This is a genomic window from Amycolatopsis sp. NPDC034160 (genome assembly GCF_055575355.1).
In genome coordinates this window covers 43,454-61,035 of the sequence record NZ_JBVISU010000001.1, presented here as the reverse complement: position 1 = coordinate 61,035, position 17,582 = coordinate 43,454, and the positions used below count along the sequence as shown (strand labels likewise).

Annotated in this window: 16 protein-coding genes and 2 tRNA genes; 15 read left to right on the top strand and 3 right to left on the bottom strand. The window is 64.4% G+C overall.

Features of this window, described 5'->3' with window-relative positions:
* Positions 1-153: 153 nt before the first annotated feature.
* Complete coding sequence (gene hisC, locus ACZ54P_RS00330; protein ID WP_465459409.1) at positions 154-1,209, bottom strand: histidinol-phosphate transaminase; 1,056 nt, start codon at positions 1,207-1,209, stop codon at positions 154-156.
* Positions 1,210-1,306: 97 nt separating this feature from the next.
* Between hisC and ACZ54P_RS00325 the strand changes: the two genes are divergently transcribed.
* The 13 genes from ACZ54P_RS00325 to ACZ54P_RS00265 all read left to right on the top strand — a co-directional run bounded on the left by ACZ54P_RS00325 (position 1,307) and on the right by ACZ54P_RS00265 (position 14,431).
* Positions 1,307-1,939: a dienelactone hydrolase family protein gene (locus tag ACZ54P_RS00325; RefSeq protein ID WP_465459408.1), complete on the top strand. Its 633-nt coding sequence runs from the start codon at positions 1,307-1,309 to the stop codon at positions 1,937-1,939.
* A 47-nt stretch (positions 1,940-1,986) separates the two neighbouring features.
* Positions 1,987-2,466, top strand: coding sequence for a hypothetical protein (locus ACZ54P_RS00320; RefSeq protein WP_465459407.1), 480 nt, complete (start codon positions 1,987-1,989; stop codon positions 2,464-2,466).
* Positions 2,466-3,608 (top strand): PPE domain-containing protein, encoded by a 1,143-nt coding sequence (locus ACZ54P_RS00315; protein WP_465459406.1) that lies wholly within the window; start codon positions 2,466-2,468, stop codon positions 3,606-3,608. The genes ACZ54P_RS00320 and ACZ54P_RS00315 overlap by 1 nt, the downstream gene beginning before the upstream one ends.
* Positions 3,608-4,360 (top strand): ESX secretion-associated protein EspG, encoded by a 753-nt coding sequence (locus ACZ54P_RS00310; RefSeq protein WP_465459405.1) that lies wholly within the window; start codon positions 3,608-3,610, stop codon positions 4,358-4,360. The genes ACZ54P_RS00315 and ACZ54P_RS00310 overlap by 1 nt, the downstream gene beginning before the upstream one ends.
* A gap of 28 nt (positions 4,361-4,388) precedes the next feature.
* Positions 4,389-6,365, top strand: a complete 1,977-nt coding sequence (locus ACZ54P_RS00305) for an acetoacetate--CoA ligase (RefSeq protein WP_465459404.1) — start codon at positions 4,389-4,391, stop codon at positions 6,363-6,365.
* A 31-nt stretch (positions 6,366-6,396) separates the two neighbouring features.
* Complete coding sequence (locus tag ACZ54P_RS00300) at positions 6,397-8,046, top strand: phosphatidylglycerol lysyltransferase domain-containing protein (RefSeq protein WP_465459403.1); 1,650 nt, start codon at positions 6,397-6,399, stop codon at positions 8,044-8,046.
* 65 nt (positions 8,047-8,111) lie between these two features.
* Positions 8,112-8,201: transfer RNA gene (locus ACZ54P_RS00295), tRNA-Ser, on the top strand.
* A 42-nt stretch (positions 8,202-8,243) separates the two neighbouring features.
* Positions 8,244-8,317, top strand: a tRNA-Arg gene (locus ACZ54P_RS00290).
* Between the two features lie 803 nt (positions 8,318-9,120).
* Positions 9,121-10,485: a restriction endonuclease gene (locus ACZ54P_RS00285; protein ID WP_465459402.1), complete on the top strand. Its 1,365-nt coding sequence runs from the start codon at positions 9,121-9,123 to the stop codon at positions 10,483-10,485.
* Between the two features lie 327 nt (positions 10,486-10,812).
* A complete protein-coding gene (locus ACZ54P_RS00280; protein ID WP_465459401.1) occupies positions 10,813-11,499 on the top strand; it encodes a hypothetical protein in 687 nt (228 codons plus the stop codon).
* Positions 11,500-11,926: 427 nt separating this feature from the next.
* Positions 11,927-12,586: an HNH endonuclease gene (locus tag ACZ54P_RS00275; RefSeq protein WP_465459400.1), complete on the top strand. Its 660-nt coding sequence runs from the start codon at positions 11,927-11,929 to the stop codon at positions 12,584-12,586.
* A gap of 46 nt (positions 12,587-12,632) precedes the next feature.
* Positions 12,633-13,598, top strand: coding sequence for a NaeI family type II restriction endonuclease (locus ACZ54P_RS00270; protein WP_465459399.1), 966 nt, complete (start codon positions 12,633-12,635; stop codon positions 13,596-13,598).
* A gap of 5 nt (positions 13,599-13,603) precedes the next feature.
* Positions 13,604-14,431 carry an HNH endonuclease gene (locus ACZ54P_RS00265; protein WP_465459398.1) on the top strand — a complete coding sequence of 276 codons (828 nt, stop codon included), beginning with the start codon at positions 13,604-13,606 and terminating at the stop codon, positions 14,429-14,431.
* 42 nt (positions 14,432-14,473) lie between these two features.
* On the opposite strand, the gene ACZ54P_RS00260 is transcribed toward ACZ54P_RS00265, so the two are convergent.
* Positions 14,474-15,712, bottom strand: coding sequence for a DNA cytosine methyltransferase (locus ACZ54P_RS00260; RefSeq protein ID WP_465459397.1), 1,239 nt, complete (start codon positions 15,710-15,712; stop codon positions 14,474-14,476).
* An 87-nt stretch (positions 15,713-15,799) separates the two neighbouring features.
* Here ACZ54P_RS00260 and ACZ54P_RS00255 point away from each other — a divergent pair, with 87 nt between their 5' ends.
* Positions 15,800-16,294 carry a very short patch repair endonuclease gene (locus ACZ54P_RS00255; protein ID WP_465459396.1) on the top strand — a complete coding sequence of 165 codons (495 nt, stop codon included), beginning with the start codon at positions 15,800-15,802 and terminating at the stop codon, positions 16,292-16,294.
* A 9-nt stretch (positions 16,295-16,303) separates the two neighbouring features.
* Here the strand turns inward: ACZ54P_RS00255 and ACZ54P_RS00250 are convergent, their stop codons facing one another.
* Positions 16,304-16,867: a TetR/AcrR family transcriptional regulator gene (locus ACZ54P_RS00250; RefSeq protein ID WP_465459395.1), complete on the bottom strand. Its 564-nt coding sequence runs from the start codon at positions 16,865-16,867 to the stop codon at positions 16,304-16,306.
* A gap of 46 nt (positions 16,868-16,913) precedes the next feature.
* Between ACZ54P_RS00250 and ACZ54P_RS00245 the strand changes: the two genes are divergently transcribed.
* Positions 16,914-17,582 carry an SDR family oxidoreductase gene (locus ACZ54P_RS00245; RefSeq protein ID WP_465459394.1) on the top strand — a complete coding sequence of 223 codons (669 nt, stop codon included), beginning with the start codon at positions 16,914-16,916 and terminating at the stop codon, positions 17,580-17,582.

The following is a 17,582-nucleotide window of genomic DNA, read 5'->3' as shown; positions in this document are numbered from 1 at the left end:
GGCTTGTGGGGTTTTCCCCCTTCGGGGTGGTTCGTTTTCTCCGGAGGGAGAAACCCCATCTTTAGGTGTCTGTGTGTGGTTGTGGTGGGAGGTGCGGTTCCCACCCCAACCCCCCCCCCACGACCACGCCGAGCCTTCACGGCCCGGTCGCTCCTAGCGCGGGAAATCCCCCGCCGCTTCGAGGAAGAGGTCGTTCTCCTCAGGCGTCCCGATGGTCACTCGCGCGCCTTCGCCCGCGAACGGGCGCACGATCAGCTTTCGCTCCAGTGCGTGCTCCGCGAACGCCGTCGTCCGCTCGCCCAGCGGCAGCCAGACGAAGTTCGCCTGTGTCTCCGGAACCTCGTAACCCTTGGCCAGCAAGGCATCCCGCACGCGGGTCCGCTCGGAGACGATCTCCTTGCAGCGCTCCAGCAGTTCGTCGGCCGCGTCGAGGGAGGCGATGGCCGCCGCCTGGGCGATCATGTTCACCGAGAAGGCGACGTACACCTGCTTCAGCGCGATGGCGATCGGTTCCGGCGCCACCGCGTAACCGACGCGGAGACCCGCGAGGCCGTATGCCTTCGAGAAAGTCCGAAGTACCGCGACGTTGTCCTTGCCGCGCGCCAGTTCGACACCGTCCGGCACCTCGGTGTCGGTCACGAATTCCTTGTAGGCCTCGTCGAGCACGACGAGCACACCGGCGGGCACGGCGTCGAGGAACCGCTCCAGTTCCGCGCGCCGCACGACCGTCCCGGTCGGGTTGTTGGGGTTGCACACGAAGACCAGCCGCGTCTTCGGTGTGATCGCCGCCAGCATCGCGTCGAGATCCAAGCCGTGCCCGTCCGTCAGCGGCACCTTCACGCTGACGGCGTTCGCCACCTGCGTGACGATCGGGTACGCCTCGAACGAACGCCACGGGAAGACGACCTCGTCGCCCGGTCCGCAGAGGGCCTGGATCATTTGCTGGCAAAGGGAAACCGAGCCGCAGCCGATGGCGATGCGCTCGGTCGGCTCATGCAGTTCGCGGGCCAGCCGCTCGACGAGCCCGGACGACGTGATGTCCGGATACCGGTTGATGCCCTGTGCCGCTTCGACTATGGCCTGCGCCACACTCGGCAGCGGTCCACCGGGAACCTCGTTGCTCGCCAGCTTGATCGCACCCTGGATTGTCCGGCCAGGGACGTACTTCGGCAACGATTCGAGATCCGCACGCGGCGAAACAGGGGACATCTTCGGCGCTCCTACGTCTGGGGGACGGCTCCGACACCGTATCCTCCCGCGCCGGGGCAAGCCCCGAATATTTACCTAAGAGTGGTCTGATGGAGGAATGACCCTGACGACCACCGTGGAACATCAGCACGTCGACGGCCACACGCTGCGCCTGACCTTCGCCGAACCGGAAGGCGTCGTCCGTGGCGGACTCGTGGTGTTGCACGAGGAAGCCGAAGAGGTCGAAGAGGGTTTGGGCCTGTTGCTGGCGGGTCTCGCCGGCGAGGGCTGGCTCACCGTCACGCCGCATCTCGATCGCGACGACCTCACGCAGCAGGATCTGCTCGACGCCACCGACGCGACGCTCGCGTGGCTTTCCGAGCGCGGTGTCCAGGCGGATCTCGTCGGTGTCGTCGGTTTCGACCTCGGCGGGACGGCGGCGCTGGTCGTCGCGTCGAACCGCAGGCTGGGCGCGGCCGTGAGCGTCGGCGGGCAGGGAGTCGCCGAACTGCCGGTCCTCGTCGAGATCGCGGGACGGCTGACCAGCCCGTGGCTCGGGATGTACGGCGACGCGGGTGACGAGGCCGGAGGTGCCGAGGTCGAGCAGCTGCGTGACGCGGCGGCCTCGGCGGGGGTCGCGACGGACGTCGTCCGCTACCCGGGCGCCAACCACCGCTTCGACGCCGACCCCGACGCGGCCGCGGAGGCCTGGCAGCGCACGCTGAATTGGTTCGACGCCCACCTGCGCTGACTCATCCGCGCTAACATTCCCCTTCGGATGTGACAGGGGAGGGTCAGATGGCACAGTCACCCAAGGTGCCCGTGACGCCACAAGCCGCGTTCGGCGCTTCGGCGCCGGCCTTGGCGCCGGTGGCGGGTCAGATCCGGGACACCAAGACCGATGCCAAGAAGGGGACCGTCAAGGTCACCGAAGACGCCGCCAAGAAGCTCGTCGACGCGCTGCTGAAGGCACGTCACGAGCTGAACGCGCTGATCAAGGACTCGACGGAGTTCAAGGCGCCCTTGAAACTGGGCGACAACTTCGTCGGGCACACGATGAGCGAACGGTTCCAGGGCGCCGCGACAGAGGGCACCGAAGCCGCCGTACCCGTCCTCAACGACTTCGCCAAGGTACTCAAAGACTTCCAGCTCACCGTCATGGCGGCGCGGAAGATGTACGTCGCCGCGGACGAGGAAGGCCAGGAGCAGCTCGAGCGGGTCGCTCGCCGCTTCGACATGGAGGACATGGTCGAACACGAGCGGAAGGACGAGCACTGATGCGGATCATGCCGACGCCGTGGCCGCCGCCCGAGCCGGAGCCCCAGCCCGGCCCCGATCACCTCAACGCCGACATCGACTGGATGAGTTACTCGCATCGAGAGCTCTACGAGATGGTCCACAACGAGCTGGACCTGGCCGGCGCGGAATCCGTCGCCGCGCAGTGGGCGAAGATCAGCGCGTTCCTGGACAGGGTCGGCTCCGAGCTCAGGGCGGCCATTGTCGCGACCGCCGACGGCTGGACCGGCGAGGGCGCCGACAGGGCTCGCGACGCCGCGATCAAACTCGTCGACTGGGCGGGCGAGACCGGCTGGCGCGCCGAGAACGTCGCGAACTGCTTGCGCCGCCAGGCGGATATCGCCGATACCGCGCGGCGCACGATGCCGGAGCCGCCGGGATTCTCCCCGCGGCCAAAGGCGCCAGAGGCACCGAAGCGTCGTCCCATCCCGATGTCCGATTCGACGCAGGCCATGTCGACGTCTTCGCCGCCGAAGTCCGACTTCGCCGAGGCAGGCCGGATCGTCGCCGAGCCCACCGACGAGAGCTCGCAGGATCTGCACCGCCAGGCCGCCGACGTGATGACGCGGATGCAGCGGAGTTCCGGCGAGGTCTACGAGAACGTCCCTCGCTTCACTTCGTACGGCAAGCAGCCGCAGATCCTCAAGACGCCAGAGAAGCCGGAGTCCGAACCGAAGCCCGTCCCGCAGCCGGAACCGGAAACGCCGCCGGACGACTCGACGCGCAGCAGCGGGGTCGACGACGTCGCCCCGATCCAGGTGCGGGAGCCGGCCGAGGCACCACGCTCGCCCGGCGCGAGCAGCGGCGCGTTCGTGCCGCCTCCACCGTCGTCCGGCACCTCCGGCGGAACCCACGAGCAGCTCGGCCAAGGCGGCCGATCCGGCGTCGGCGGCTTCGGACCGTCGGGCCAACCCGGCCAGGTCGCCGGTGCCGGATCGCGGGCGGCGGCCGCGGGCATGGGCGGATTCGGCGGGATGCCGATGGGAATGGCGCCTCAGCAGGGCAAGCAGGACGAGGGAGAACACAAGGCGCCGGATTACCTCGTCGAGGACTCCGACGTCTGGGGGCTGGGCGGGTACGTGACCCCGCCGGTCATCGGCGAAGACCCGAGGGGTGGCCGCTGATGGACTGGATCCGGCTGCACATCGGCGAGTTGTTTCTCCTGTGGTCGGCGCACGGACGCGACGAACTGCCCGCGGTGCTGGAGGTGCCGCACGTCGGGCGGACGCCGGAGTTCCGGGCCGAGCTGGCGGCGACGGCGAGCCGGACACTGTCCGAACGCGGCCTGGGCACGGTCGAGGCGCCTTCGCCCGAACTGGTGGGATTGCTGCACACTCTCGCGAACAGCGAGCTGACACTGGACCTGCGGCTCGACGGCGACCCGTCGTACCGGGCCGTCGGCTGCGTGTCCGATCGGGGCGCCGTCGCGATCGGCGTCGCCGGCACCGACGTCGAACTGGCCGCCCTGCGGGAACCGCTCGTCGCCGCGACCCTGCTGCAGGCGTTGCCCCCGTGCGAGCAGGGGCGCGGTCTCTCGGTCAACCTGCGTGTCGACGACTACACGGCGGCGTGCGAGGCGGGGGAGCGCGGTGGGCAGGCGGCGTTCTCCGACGTCCTGCGCGATGCCGGGCTGCGGGAACCCGAGGTCATCGTGCTGGTGAGGATCGCGACGCAGCGGATCCGCAGCGGGCGGCTGGGCGCGACCAGGAAGTCGTGGGAGGGCCGCTGGGTGCGCGGCGAAGGCACGCTGACCTGGGTGGACACTCATGACGGGCGCTACGGACTTCGTCGTGACCGAGGTTGGCTCACGGTGACCCCGCTGGACGCGGCGCGGCTCAAGACGATGGCGTACGAGCTGTTCACGGGGGCTCGCTAAGTCGGTTAACGGGGGTTAACATCGCGGGGTGACGCACACCGCCGACGCCCCAGAAGTGCTCTGGCGCCCTGAGCCGAGCCGCCTGTCCGACACCAAGATCGACGCGTTCCGCCAGTGGCTGCGCACCGAACGCGGCGTGGAGGTCGACGACTACAACGCGTTGTGGGAGTTCTCCGTCCGGCGCGGGCCCGAGTTCTGGGCGGCCGTCGCCGATTTCCTCGGTATGCGCTGGCACGACCGACCCGGCGAGGTGCTCGCCGGTGAGATGCCGAACGCGCGGTGGTTCGCGGGTGGCACCTTGAACTACGCCGAGCACTCGCTCATGCCCGGCGTCGCGGGCGCCGCGAAGGCCGACGACGAGATCGCCGTGATCTTCCACCGCGAAGACGGTCTCTCGTCGCAGTTGACCTACGGCGCCTTACGTTCCGCCGTCGCCGCCGCGCGAGAAGGCTTGCGGAAGCTGGGAGTGTCCAAAGGGGACAGGGTCGTCGCGCTGGCGCCGAACTGCCCGCAGACGCTGATCGCCTTCCTCGCCACGGCGAGCCTCGGCGCCGTCTGGTCGTCGTGCTCGCCGGACTTCGGCGTCCGGGCGATCACCGACCGGTTCGCGCAGATCGAGCCGAAGGTGCTGATCGCCGTCAACGGCTATGTCTACAATGGACGGTGGTTTGACAGCCGGTCGACGGTGAACTCGTTGCGGGACGAGATCTCCACGCTGGAAGCGACCGTGCTCGTCGACTACGCCGGCGGCCGCCTCGACGGCACCCTCGACTGGGACACCCTGCTCGCCGACAACGGCGGCGCGGAACTGGCCTTCGAGCCCGTCGAATTCGGCCACCCGCTGTGGGTCCTGTACTCGTCGGGCACCACCGGCCTGCCGAAGGGCATCGTCCACGGGCACGGCGGGATCACCCTTGAACACCTCAAAGCCCTTGCCCTGCAAAGCGATATCGGCCCTGGCGATCGGTTCTTCTGGTTCACCACCACCGGCTGGATGATGTGGAACTTCCTCATCTCCGGGTTGCTGACCGGCACCACGATCGTGCTGTTCGACGGCAGCCCGGGATATCCGGACCTGAACGTGTTGTGGCACCTGGCCGAACAGCACCGCGTGACCTACTTCGGCACCTCGGCGCCGTTCATCCAGAGCTGCCTGAAGGCCGGGATCGAACCGGCTGAGCGGTACGACCTCACCGCCTTGCGCGCCTTGGGATCCACCGGTGCGCCGCTGAGCGTCGAAGGCTTCCGGTGGATCGTCGACGAGGTCGGCAAGCGCGTCCAGATCTGCTCGGTGTCCGGTGGCACGGACCTGTGCGCGGCGTTCGTCGCGGCGGCCCCGGACGTCCCGGTCTGGCTGGGTGAACTCTCCGTCCGCGCGCTCGGCGCCGCCGTCGCCGCGTTCGACGAGGAGGGAAAACCGGTGGTGGAGACGGTCGGTGAACTGGTCATCACCGAACCGATGCCGTCGATGCCGGTGTTCTTCTGGAACGACCCGGACGGTTCGCGGCTGCGCGAGGCGTACTTCGAGATGTACCCCGGGATCTGGCGGCACGGTGACTGGATCCGGATCACCCGCCGCGGCTCCGCGGTCATCTACGGACGCAGCGACTCGACGCTCAACCGCGGCGGCGTCCGGATGGGCACGGCCGAGTTCTACCGCGTCGTCGAAGCGTTCGACCAGGTCGCGGATTCGCTGGTGATCGACACCTCGGCGGCGGGGAACGAGGACGGGCAACTGCTGTGCTTTCTCGTCCTGGCCGAAGGTGTCTCACTCGACGAAGTCGAACCCGCCCTGCGCAAGGAGCTGCGAGGGGCCCTCTCACCGCGGCACGTACCCGACCGGTTCGTTCAGGTGAGCGAGGTACCGCGCACCCTGAACGGCAAGAAATGCGAGGTCCCGGTTAAGAAGATCCTTTCGGGTGTTTCACCTGACCGCGCCGTCAGCAGGGATGCGCTGCTGAACCCGGACGCCCTTGTACCGTTCGTAGAGCTGGCAAGGAGTTAAACGGGGGCCGAATTTGGCGGGCGCGTGGCGGGTGGCTGGTGCCACCTCGGTGCTGGTGATCACCTGGGTGACCCGGCTGGCCGGACTGCTGGCGTTGGTCTCGGTGCTGGTCCCGGCCGGGCGGCGCACCCTGCGCGGGCACGTCGCCGAATGGCTGGAACTGCCGCACGAGGCCACGGTCGGCGCGGCGACGGTCGTGCTGGTGACCGGCGTGCTGCTGGTGCTGCTAGCCGCCGGCCTCAAGCGGCGGAAGCGAAGGGCCTGGCAACTCGCGGTCGCCGCCGCCGTATTGCTGACGGTGTCGCACCTCGGACTGCGCCACGTCCTCGGCGCCGGGCTCGTTTCGCTCGCGCTGCTGATCGCCCTGATAACGACAAGGCGCTACTTCATCGCGCTCCCCGATCCGGTGACCGGCCGGTGGCGCGCGATCCGGGTGTTCCTGCAGTTGGTGCTGGGCGGAATCGCGATCAACTTCACGCTGCTGTCGTTCGCGCCCGTCGCGGCGAGTGTCGGCGACCGCCTGGCGCAGTCGATGTCGGCCCTCATCGGCGTGAGCGGTCCAGTGGTGTTTCCCGCGCTGTGGCTGGAGGACCTGTCGGCGGCCGTCGGCGTGCTGTTCGGCATCAGCGCTGTGTTGCCGGCGGCGTACTTCCTGCTGCGGTCGGCCGAACCCGCGCCGGAACTGACCGACGACGAGGTCGAGCGGCTCAGGGCGTTGCTGGACGAGCGAGACTCGCTGGGGTACTTCGCCCTGCGTCGGGACAAGTTCGTGGTCTTCTCGAAGTCGGGGAAGGCCGCGGTCACCTACCGGGTGATCGCCGGTGTCGCGCTGTGCTCGGCGGACCCCCTCGGTGACCCGGAAGCATGGCCCGGCGCCATCGAGGAGTACCTGGACATCTGCCGTAGGTACGCCTGGACCCCGGCGACCATGGGCTGCTCGGAACTGGGCGCCACCGTCTGGGCACGCTTCGGCCTGGAGGTACTGGAGATCGGCGACGAAGCCGTCGTCGACACGGAAACCTTCACCCTCGACGGCCGCGTCATGCGCGGCGTCCGCCAAGCCGTCTCACGCACGAAACGTGCCGGCTACACCGTCCAGATCCGCAAGGCCGAAGACCTGTCTCTCGCCGAGTTGGACGAACTCCGCACCCTGGCCGCCACCTGGCGCGGCACAGACACCGAACGCGGCTTCTCCATGGCCCTCGGCCGGATGGGTGATCCAGGCTCGGTCCTGGTCACCGCCGAGCACGACGGCGCCGTTCGAGGCGTCCTGCAGTTCGTCCCCTGGGGCGAGAAGGGCCTGTCCCTCGACGTCATGCGCCGCGACCGAACCGCCGACAACGGTGTCAACGAGCTGATGATCTCCGAACTGCTCCTGACGACCCCCGCAAAGCACGTGTCCCTGAACTTCGCCGCCTTCCGCGCCGTTCTGGAACAAGGCCAACGCATCGGCGCCGGCCCCGTCGCACGCCTGTCCGCGAAGACACTGCGATTCTTCTCACGCTGGATCCAGATCGAGACCCTCTACCGCTTCAACGCCAAGTTCCAGCCCCGCTGGGTCCCGCGCTACCTGGCCTACCCCGCGGCCCGCGACCTCCCCCGCGTCGGCGTCGCCGTCTTCGAAGCCGAAGGCCTCGGTGGCCGCCCATCACGCCTGCTCAGAGCGCTGCAGCGAACCTAAGGGGGGTCCCTTTCGCGGGGGTTCGGCGAGTGTGTAACCTATCTGGGCAGTGGTCGTTCGACCTGGGAGGCTTCGCCTAGTCTGGTCTATGGCGCCGCACTGCTAATGCGGTTGGGGGTAACCCCCCCTCCCGGGTTCAAATCCCGGAGCCTCCGCTGGCCCCTGTTCCGGCAGGTGCTAGATTGATAACTGAACAAGCGCCCGTAGCTCAGCTGGATAGAGCATCTGACTACGGATCAGAAGGTCAGGGGTTCGAATCCCTTCGGGCGCACGTCTGGTTGAGACAGCACTAAGGCCCTCCCGTTCGCGGGAGGGCCTTTTTGTCTGTCCTGTATGGATTCTTAGCGACGCCGCCGCGCGGCCAACGCACCGCCGACCGATCCACCGCCGAGTAGTCCGGCCGCCGCCAGACGAAGCGCGTTGGCCGTGCGGGGTGTCGTCAGAGATCGTCTGTGTGAACCAGTCGCTTCGCCGCCGGGTCACCATGAGTGCTCCCGCGTCGGCGCGCTCAATTCACGCCGCAGCCAAGGCGCCCGTGCCAGAACTCTCAGCGCGTAAGTGCCCGGCGCCCGGTGATTCGCGGGGGGGAGATGTGAATGAAGAATTGAGTTCGCTTCCCGCAGAGTCCCAGAGGACAGGAACCTAATGGGTCGAGTGGTGGCACGAGCTTGTGCTTAGGTGTGACTTCGACTTCAAGGTAATACTGAGACACGTCAGTATTTCCCCTACTGCAGTGCGAATATCTGCGGTATCGCTGCGAGGTAGCCGAGGCGGTTGTCGTGGTCGGCGATTTGCTACCGTCGCAACATTATCGAGATGGGGTCAATTATGCCGCTCGACGGCGTCGTCGTGGTGCATATCTTCAGCTCGTAAATCTCCCGTGCCGGATCCGGCACCAGATGGCATGGAACTAACTATCCCAGACAGTGTTCTCGGTTAGCTACACCTTCCGTTCGGTGAGCTGCGCTGGCTTGCGACGGGGCTGTCTTCTTCCCGTTAGCAGTTCGGACACGCGGCTTGTCACACTCTGAACAGGCCGGAATTACACACTGTGTACAGCGGTGGTGGCATCGCATGCTCGCGGCACAACCGCCAGTGCTTGCTTCAACGCAAGCGGAGGTGTCGTGTCGTGGAGACCTGGCGTCGACCTGCCGGTATGATCACCCGAAAGGATGGTCTATTCATCACTTTGGGCGGCTGTTCGAGTGCTTGAGAGGAGCGGACCTGTCTAGGCCTGGGGCACCGGAGGTCGACAAACCGGCAGCGCCGTTTGCTGATCTCCATGTCGCAGACCTGCTCATCGATGGCTTCTATCCGGGCGGCTTGAGCGGGCATTCTGGCGACGACCCGATTGCGAAGTTGGTCCCCGGTGTAGGCAACCAGGGCGGCTTTCGATACGTCGGTTCACCGCGCCGCGGCACCGTGCGCCTTGCAGTCCTCTACACCACGGGTAACCAGCCAGACTGGCCAGACGCTCTCGACCTGCAGACCGGCCTATTCACCTACTACGGAGATAACCGCACCCCCGGTCACGAACTGCACGACACCAGCCGGGGAGGTAACCTCCTGCTCCGCGATGTCTTCAACGCGGCACGCGGCACACCTGAGCAACGGCTGGCTGTTCCCCCTTTCCTGTTGTTCGAAAAAGCCAACGCTCGTGGCCGAGCTGTCCGGTTCCGCGGTCTGCTCGTACCAGGTGGGCCGGCGCTGACGTCGGACGACGAACTGCAGGCAATCTGGCGGACCACGCGCGGGCAGCGGTTCCAGAACTACCGCGCACGCTTCACCATCCTGGACTGCGCTGTCATTCCTCGGACCTGGCTTCGACACGTCTCCGCGGGCGGCAATCCACTTGGCGACGATTGTCCCCGTGCGTGGGCCGCCTGGATCCAGGGACGCGCGTACCTGCCCCTAACGGCACCGGCAACGACGGTAGTCCGCACCAGGGAGGAGCAGTTGCCCCAAGACGCTCAGGGCAGGCAGATCCTGGAGACCATTCGTGAGTATTTTCGTGACCGAGAGCACGACTTTGAAGCCTGCGCCGTGGCGCTCTGGCGTCTGACGGCCCCGGCTACCGGTCGCTGCGACGTCACTCGTCCAACTCAGGACGGGGGGCGTGATGCCGTTGGTCAGTACCATCTCGGCCCCGCTGCGGACCGGATTGCCATCGACTTCGCGCTTGAGGCAAAGTTCTACTCAGCCGACAACTCAGTAGGAGTCCGAGAGGGAAGCCGCCTTATTTCCCGGCTCCGCCACCGGCATTTTGGAGTTCTTGTGACCACTTCGTATTTCAATCGACAGGTGCAGCAAGAGATTCGCGACGACCAGCACCCCGTGGCCCTTATCTGTGGTCGCGACATTACTGACCTGCTCTATCAGCATGGCTACTCTACAGTAGGTTCAGTTAAGCAATGGCTAGAGCAACAGTTCTCTTGCTGATGTCAAAAAACGAAATTGACTTAGAATCATTTGTAGCTGAGGTTGTTGTGATCGACACTCGCTGAAGATGCGGGCAAGAATTACTTGCGTCGCCCGACAGTAAGACCTGAGTAAACTATCCAAGCGGAACATCTCACGCATGGTGCATCCATTGTGCTCGATTACACCTAATAAGACAAGTCAAACGTGAGTAGTCTGGGAGAATGCGCGTTGATTACCACTGCAGACGAAGTTTGCTCCTTATTTCTGTCGGCGCCAGGAAGCCGGGCGGCCTATGACAGCTGGTGCAGTCGAAGTCGCCTGCGGCGCGCTGGTGTAATTCAGACTGTGCGTAACCATAAGTCAAGAGCACTCTATTCTCTTAGTGTCGACGATCTTAACCAGACGTTCCAGCAGAGTGACCATCCCCTCGGTGAAATAGACCGGCGGGTAGCTGAGAGTATTCAAGCGGCGAGAAACTGGAATCCGTCTTATGCCTTTACTCATCTCCTGCATTTCTTGCTGGAAAAGATGGGTAAACTGCCAACATGGCAAGAATTCCATCACTTCTACACTGCGACGGAAGAAGGCTGGGCAATGCTCGGCAAAGAAGCTGCGGAGCTTTTGTGGAAGCTTGAAAAAGATGGGGCTAAGCGGTCTGTGGTCAAAGACGCCTTGACTTGGCGCGTTGGGAATGCTTATTACGGGATCGTCCGAGACATTTATACGCTGGTGCATCTCCGTACATTTAGTATCGATGCACGTGCACATCCTCTTGCTGATGCGCTATTCAGGACTGACTGCTGGGTTGGTCGCCATATCTTGAGTATTCGCGTAGGCAACTCCGAATTTGCACTCGGTTCGCAAGGGAGGAAAAAGTCTCCGGTACTGCTACTCAAAGACGCTGAACCAGCCTTCACATTCAGTGACATCGAACTTGCGCCCGCAGTGGAGTACGGGACTGTGCATCTGCCAGCGGTAGAGAGCATTGCTGAACATGCGAACCGGCTGGCACGTCTGCCAGGCGCACAGTAGGAGCTCTGGACATGGTTGGAGCTCTGTTCGAGGGTCACGTGCAGGGCTCTGACATCGTCCGTGCCTGAACCGATTGCCTCAACAAGGGGAGCTTTCGCAGGTCAGAGTTTGTCAGCCAAGGCGCAGTGAAGATCCCGGTCATGAATCGACGCGCGCGTGACAGCCCGCCCGATGCCGGATGCTGGCGCTGCGCCCTCTCCGTCATAGCTGCTCTTGCGATTGGAGGACGAACTGTCGTGGGCCTGATGACTAGTGACTTAGCTGCTGGGACGGTGTACGCGTACGGCGGCACTGGTGCCACTACTTGCCGAAGCAAGCTTCGGCGGCGTACGGTGCGAAGGTCACTTCGCGTGCTTCGGAGGTAGTGGTGTCTTCTGACGATGCTGGGGCTAAGCCTGACTGGAGGAACCCGAATCTGGGGACGCGGGTGAGGGTCGCGCTCTGGCTCGCCGATGAGGTGGGTGAGGGCGGGCGCTTCGTGAAGCGGCAGCTTCGGGAAGCGATCCCGGGAGTGGAACAGATTGACAGGCGTATGCGCGATCTCCGGCCTGCCGGATGGTCGATCCTGACCTATCGCGATCGTGGTGGCCTTGCTCCAGGTGAGCTTCTTCTGGAGAAGATCGGAAAGCCGGTATGGGAAAAGGAGCACCGCGCCGCGGGGTTGAGGGTCATCACGGCTGCGACTCGCCGGAGGGTGTTCGAGCGGGACAACCACCGGTGCGTTCGCTGCGGGATCTTGCCAGGAGAGCTCTATCCCGATGAGACGGAAGCGGCGGCGCGGCTGACCATCGGTCATGTCGAGCCGCACAAGTATGGATCCGCTTCAGGCGAGGAAAATCTCGTGACCGAATGCTCGCGGTGCAACGAGACGGCCAAGCATCTGGCGTCTCCCAGGTTCAGTGAGCGCCAGGTGTGGGACGAGATTACGGAACTTCCTCGTAAAGACAAGCAAATGCTGCTTGCCTGGCTTGTTGCTGGAAAGCGGGAGCAAAGCCGGGTTGAGCGGGCGATGTCGCATCTTTGGCAGCTTCCTGGTGCTCAGCGCGAGGAGATCATGCGACGGTTGGGGCGCTCGCTTTCCTCTTGATCTCAGGTGACACAATTTTTCCATTCAATTTCTTGAGGGGGAATTAATGCTTCCTGGGCTGTCTGACCTTGCCGCCGCTGATTCCGAGGTGCTGGCGGTGAGAGATGAGCTTTATCGAAGAGATCCTTCTGGGGACAGGGTTGCTGCGGTCCTTCGGGACACGCTCGATCAACTTTATGATGGTCAGCGTACGGGCAGATGGTCCTTTGACCAATTGCACAAGACCGAAAAGACCTATATGGGAACACTGATTGAGATCAATCTGCATCGTGAATTCGGGTTCGAAGACGGCGCCGTGATGGACTACAAGATCGCTGGTATCGACGTCGACTGCAAGTATTCGATGTCGAAAGGTTGGATGCTTCCGCCCGAGGCAGTCGGTCATATTTGCTTGCTTCTTTGGGCGGAAGACTTAAAGCAGTCTTGGTCCGCCGGGCTGGTCAGAGTTCGTCCTGAGTGCCTCAACCGCGGAGCAAATCGCGACAGCAAGAACACGCTCAACAAGGCCGGAAGGGCTGCAATCCTTCCGCTGTGGGAAGACCACAAAGTACTAGAGCCCAATCTGTTCCTTGAGCTTCCCGCCGACAAGCGTGAGCGGATCTTTGGTGCGCGAGGTAGAAGGGGTGCTAGTGGTCAGGCAAGGATCAACGAACTTTTCCGGTTGGTGCAGGGAAGGATCGTCAGGCGGGCTGAAATTGCCACTGTCGCGCAGCAAGACGATTCGATGAAACGTGCCCGGGACTCAGGTGGTGCTCGTGATGGACTTCGTCCTGAAGGCATCCTCGTACTGGGCCATCAGGACCGCGATCCACTGGTGGCCCGTTCACTTGGGCTGCCTGTTCCGAAGAAGGGGCAGGTCGTCGCGGCCCGGGTCGTACCAGCCGACTTGGGGGAGAAGCGGCCGACAGCTGAGATTGAGGGAAGGTTGTGGGTCGTGGCGAGCGACGACGAGGAGTCAGTCGTTCCAGCGCCCATCGTTCCCCGCAAGCGCAAGGCGTCGGTGGAGGAATAGATCTCATGCCACAGAAGAAGCGTGTTTTGCCGAAGCCCGGATCGCCAGATTTGGCGATTCTGCCAACTGAGTCACACCGGGTGCTGTACAAGTTCTTGTACGAACGCCGGGGTAATCCGCCGACTATGCGCGAGATTCGTGCGCACATCGCCGAAGTCCTTGGCGAAGCTTTGTCGCAGACGGACCGTAGGGTCCGTGATCTGCGTGATCACTTCCAAGTTCTTGCTGTTCGTTCTGGCTCTGAGCATCGGTACCGGCTTGAGGGCTGGTCTGAAGTTAAGAAGGACGGATCCAGGAAAGCCCTGAGCAGGAGGATCAGGGCTGAAGTCCTCTCTCCGAAGCGTTGTGCTCAGTGTGGAAGAACGCCGCTGGACCATGGGGTGGTCCTCGATGTCGACCACAAGGTTCCTCGCGAGTGGGGTGGAACCGACGAACTGGATAATCTCCAGCCGCTTTGTGTCGAGTGCAACTCGGGGAAGAAGGACTTTTACGCGACCTATGACGCATACGCCGCGGAGATTCGTGCCGCCTCCGCTCACGCGGAGCCGCATGGGCGGATCGGTGAGCTGCTCAAAGCGTTTCGAGGTGACTGGGCTCCGTCTAGCTTGATTGGTGTCGTTGCGTCGATGCATCAGTACCAGGAGGACTGGCAGCGACGCCTTCGTGAACTTCGTTTGCTCGGTTGGAAGATCTCTTCAAGGCGAAAGAGAGATCCCATCACCGGCCGAACCAACACCTGGTACCGCGCGGAAAGCTGGAAACCTTGGCCTCCGGGCTCCATCAGGGCCGAGGTGGACCGGCTTGCGCCTTATACCCAGCGCGTCCGAGGATGAACCGGAGCCGGGCCCGCATCGAACTGCGGGCCCGGCCCGGCATCAGCTGATCTTCGCGCGGTGCTTCAGGAAGAGATCGTGCCGGTCGTGGTCTTCTTGTCCTACAAAGGCTTTGAAGTTACCGAGTTTGTAGGCGGTCTTAGCGTTAGAGGTATCGATTTCGACCTCGAAGTCGCGACTGAGCAGGCCGATCCGGCGTTCGAGTTCTGCGGGATCGGTGAGTCCGACGAGCTTCATCAGGCGTTCGGGAGTGAGGAAGCCCTCGGCTTCGCGGAGAGCTTTGTAAACCGGATCGCGCTCGGCGCTCTCCATCTTCTTGGGCTCGCCTTCCCGGTTGAACGCACGGATGATCGCTTCGCCAACCGCGCGAGCGACCGGCGGGGGGAAGGCGTTGCCGATCTGCCGGTACCTGGACGTCTTCCGTCCAGTGAATTCCCACGGGTAATCGTCAGACCAGCCCTGGATGCGAGCGACCATTTCCGTCGTCAGCTTCGGGATGAAGTCCACAGGGTGGTCCGACGTTGGAGGAGCATCAGCGACTCCGAGCGCGTCTACACCTATTTCGGCCCAGGCGCGTTTTGCGCGTGTCGGGCCCAGATCGGCTCCGCCGTGTTTCTTCGAACCGCCGACGATGGTCGGTGCGATCTTGTTTGCCTTCTTCGACCACGCCTTGGCGCCCTTCCAGCCATCTGCGGCCATCAGGTCGATCAAGGTTTCGCCGACCGTTGGAGGCGTCCCTGTGTGTTCCGGCCAGTGGAAGTAGGGAGCATCCTTAGCCTTGAGCGCGATGAGGATAAAACGTGGACGTAACTGCGCTACACCGAAATCCGACGCGTGCAGTAGCCGCCACTCGGCGATGTATCCGAGCCCTGCCAGGCGGTCGAGCACATGCTGGCGATACCCGGCGAAGCGGGGCATGCTCAGCCCCCGGACGTTCTCGAGCATGAGCGCACGAGGCTGGATCACGGTGACTTGCTCCACCGCCCAGGCGAAGAGGTCGCGTTCGTCGTTCGCGCCGAGTTGCTTGCCCGCGATCGAGAAAGGTGGGCAGGGTACGCCGCCGGCCAGCAGTGATACGCCCTCATAGTCGGCTGGGCGCCATTCCGAGTGGTCGGCTACGTCGGCTTCCACGACCTTCCAACTGGGCCTGTTGGCTCGAAGTGTGTTGCAGGCGTGTGTGTCGAGTTCCACGGCAAGGGCATGCTCGAACCCGGCCTTTTCGAGGCCCAGGGCTTGCCCGCCGGCGCCTGCGCAGATCTCGACCACATCGTATGTGCTCATCGATGCTCCTCTCTATCTGCGCGGGTGGGCGGCCTGTCGGTATCTTGCCTCACGCGGGACGCAGAGCTGTGATTGGTCTGGTGGTTGGTGAACGTGTCGGAGAGTGATGGTGTCGAGCCGGCCCGGCGGGAGTCCGGGCAGCGGCGATCTCCCGCGCCGCTGAACGCGGGGCGATCGCGCAACATGCGGGCGAATCGTCGGTCTGATACCAAACCTGAGGTCGCGCTGCGTCAGGCATTGCACCGGCTTGGCTTTCGCTACCGCAAGGACCATCGGCTCGACTTGCCAACCGGTGTTCGTGTGCGGCCCGACATCGTGTTCACGCGGCGTAAGGTCGCTGTCTTCGTCGATGGATGCTTCTGGCATGTGTGCCCTGAGCATGGACGTGAGCCCACACGAAACGAGTGGTACTGGACACCGAAGCTACGGCGGAACATCGAACGCGATCGGTTGGCTGACGCGGCCCTGGGTGAGGCCGGGTGGCGGGTCGTGCGCATCTGGGAACACGAGGACGTGGAGAGCGCGGTGGGCAAAGTGCGAGAGGTTGTCGAACATGGGTTCGATGCTACGGATCGGGTCTGACACTTTCCGTTAGTCCCCGAACACGCTCCTCAGCGCCTCCCGGATCAACCCCGGCAGATCCCCCTCCCCGCCAGTTTCGGCCCACCGCACCAGCGCCACATGCGCCGCCCCCAGGCAAGCCATGGCCGTAGCCCGCACCCGAAACTCCTCATCGGCGGAGGAACAACCGAGAGCCGCCACGATCGCATCGGCTGTCGCGTACTGGCTGTCCAGATGCCGCGCCCGCAGCGCCGGGACCGAGATCATCAGCCGTAGCCGCGCCAGGAGGAACGCCTTCTCCTGCGTAGAGCCCAAAGCGGCGGTCGCCTCCAAAGCGCCGCCGATGCGCGCGGAAAGCGACAGGGAAACAGGCTGCTCAAGTACGGCAGAAGCCGTCACAGGGTCGTATTCGTCGTAGAGAACCAGGTCTTCCTTCGTCGGGAAGTGCCGGTAGACCGTCATCGCCGAGACCCCGGCGGCCGCGGCGACGTCGTTGACGGTGGTGGCGTCGTAGCCGACGTCGGTGAAGAGGCGGATGGCGTGGGTCTGGATCACGAGCCGGGTTTCGGCGCGCTGGCGGTCGCGGAGGCTCACATGGTAGACACTACCAAAGTGTTAGTCACTAACATCTGGGGTGCGTATGAAGACCGCATTGGTGACGGGAGCTTCGCGGGGGATAGGGGCGGCGATCGCGCGGAGGCTGGAGAGAGACGGCATCCGAACGATCAAGCGATCAAGCGAGCAGGCCGACTTGTCGACCATGGAAGGTGTCGACAAGGCCCTGGAGGGCATCGAGACCCTCGACATCCTGGTCAACAACGCCGCGGCTCCGCCGGCAGGGCCGATCGAGACGGACACGCCCGAGAGCTTCGATCACTTGATGGCGGTGAACGTGAAAGCGCCGTACTTCCTCATCCAGCGAGCGCCGCTGAACGACGGCGGCCGCATCGTCAACATCTCCTCGGTCGCCACGCGGATGGCCAATCCGGCGCAGACCTCGTTCGCGATGACCAAGGGCGCCCTCGAGACCATGACCCGCACGCTCGCCCAGCAGCTCGGCCCGCGCGGGATCACGGTCAACGCCGTCGCGCCGGGCGCTACCAGGACCGCGGACAACGAAGCGATCTTCACGCCGGAGCTGGAAGCAGCCATCAAAACCCTCACCGCACACCAAAGGCTCGGCACCGCACAAGACATAGCGGACGTCGTGGCGTTCCTCGCCTCCGACGACGCCCGTTGGGTGACCGGCCAGGTCCTCGACGCGAGCGGCGGGTTGTTTCTCGGGCCGCCGACGCAAGGGGTTCAATAG

Excerpts from the sequence above, each read along its gene's own strand:
- ACZ54P_RS00285 (WP_465459402.1), top strand. The coding sequence starts at position 9,121 with ATGCTCGCGGCACAACCGCCAGTGCTTGCTTCAACGCAAGCGGAGGTG.
- ACZ54P_RS00260 (WP_465459397.1), bottom strand. The coding sequence starts at position 15,712 with ATGAGCACATACGATGTGGTCGAGATCTGCGCAGGCGCCGGCGGGCAA.
- hisC (WP_465459409.1), bottom strand. The coding sequence starts at position 1,209 with ATGTCCCCTGTTTCGCCGCGTGCGGATCTCGAATCGTTGCCGAAGTAC.
- ACZ54P_RS00245 (WP_465459394.1), top strand. The coding sequence starts at position 16,914 with ATGAAGACCGCATTGGTGACGGGAGCTTCGCGGGGGATAGGGGCGGCG.
- ACZ54P_RS00265 (WP_465459398.1), top strand. The coding sequence starts at position 13,604 with ATGCCACAGAAGAAGCGTGTTTTGCCGAAGCCCGGATCGCCAGATTTG.
- ACZ54P_RS00270 (WP_465459399.1), top strand. The coding sequence starts at position 12,633 with ATGCTTCCTGGGCTGTCTGACCTTGCCGCCGCTGATTCCGAGGTGCTG.
- ACZ54P_RS00320 (WP_465459407.1), top strand. The coding sequence starts at position 1,987 with ATGGCACAGTCACCCAAGGTGCCCGTGACGCCACAAGCCGCGTTCGGC.
- ACZ54P_RS00325 (WP_465459408.1), top strand. The coding sequence starts at position 1,307 with ATGACCCTGACGACCACCGTGGAACATCAGCACGTCGACGGCCACACG.
- ACZ54P_RS00315 (WP_465459406.1), top strand. The coding sequence starts at position 2,466 with ATGCGGATCATGCCGACGCCGTGGCCGCCGCCCGAGCCGGAGCCCCAG.
- ACZ54P_RS00310 (WP_465459405.1), top strand. The coding sequence starts at position 3,608 with ATGGACTGGATCCGGCTGCACATCGGCGAGTTGTTTCTCCTGTGGTCG.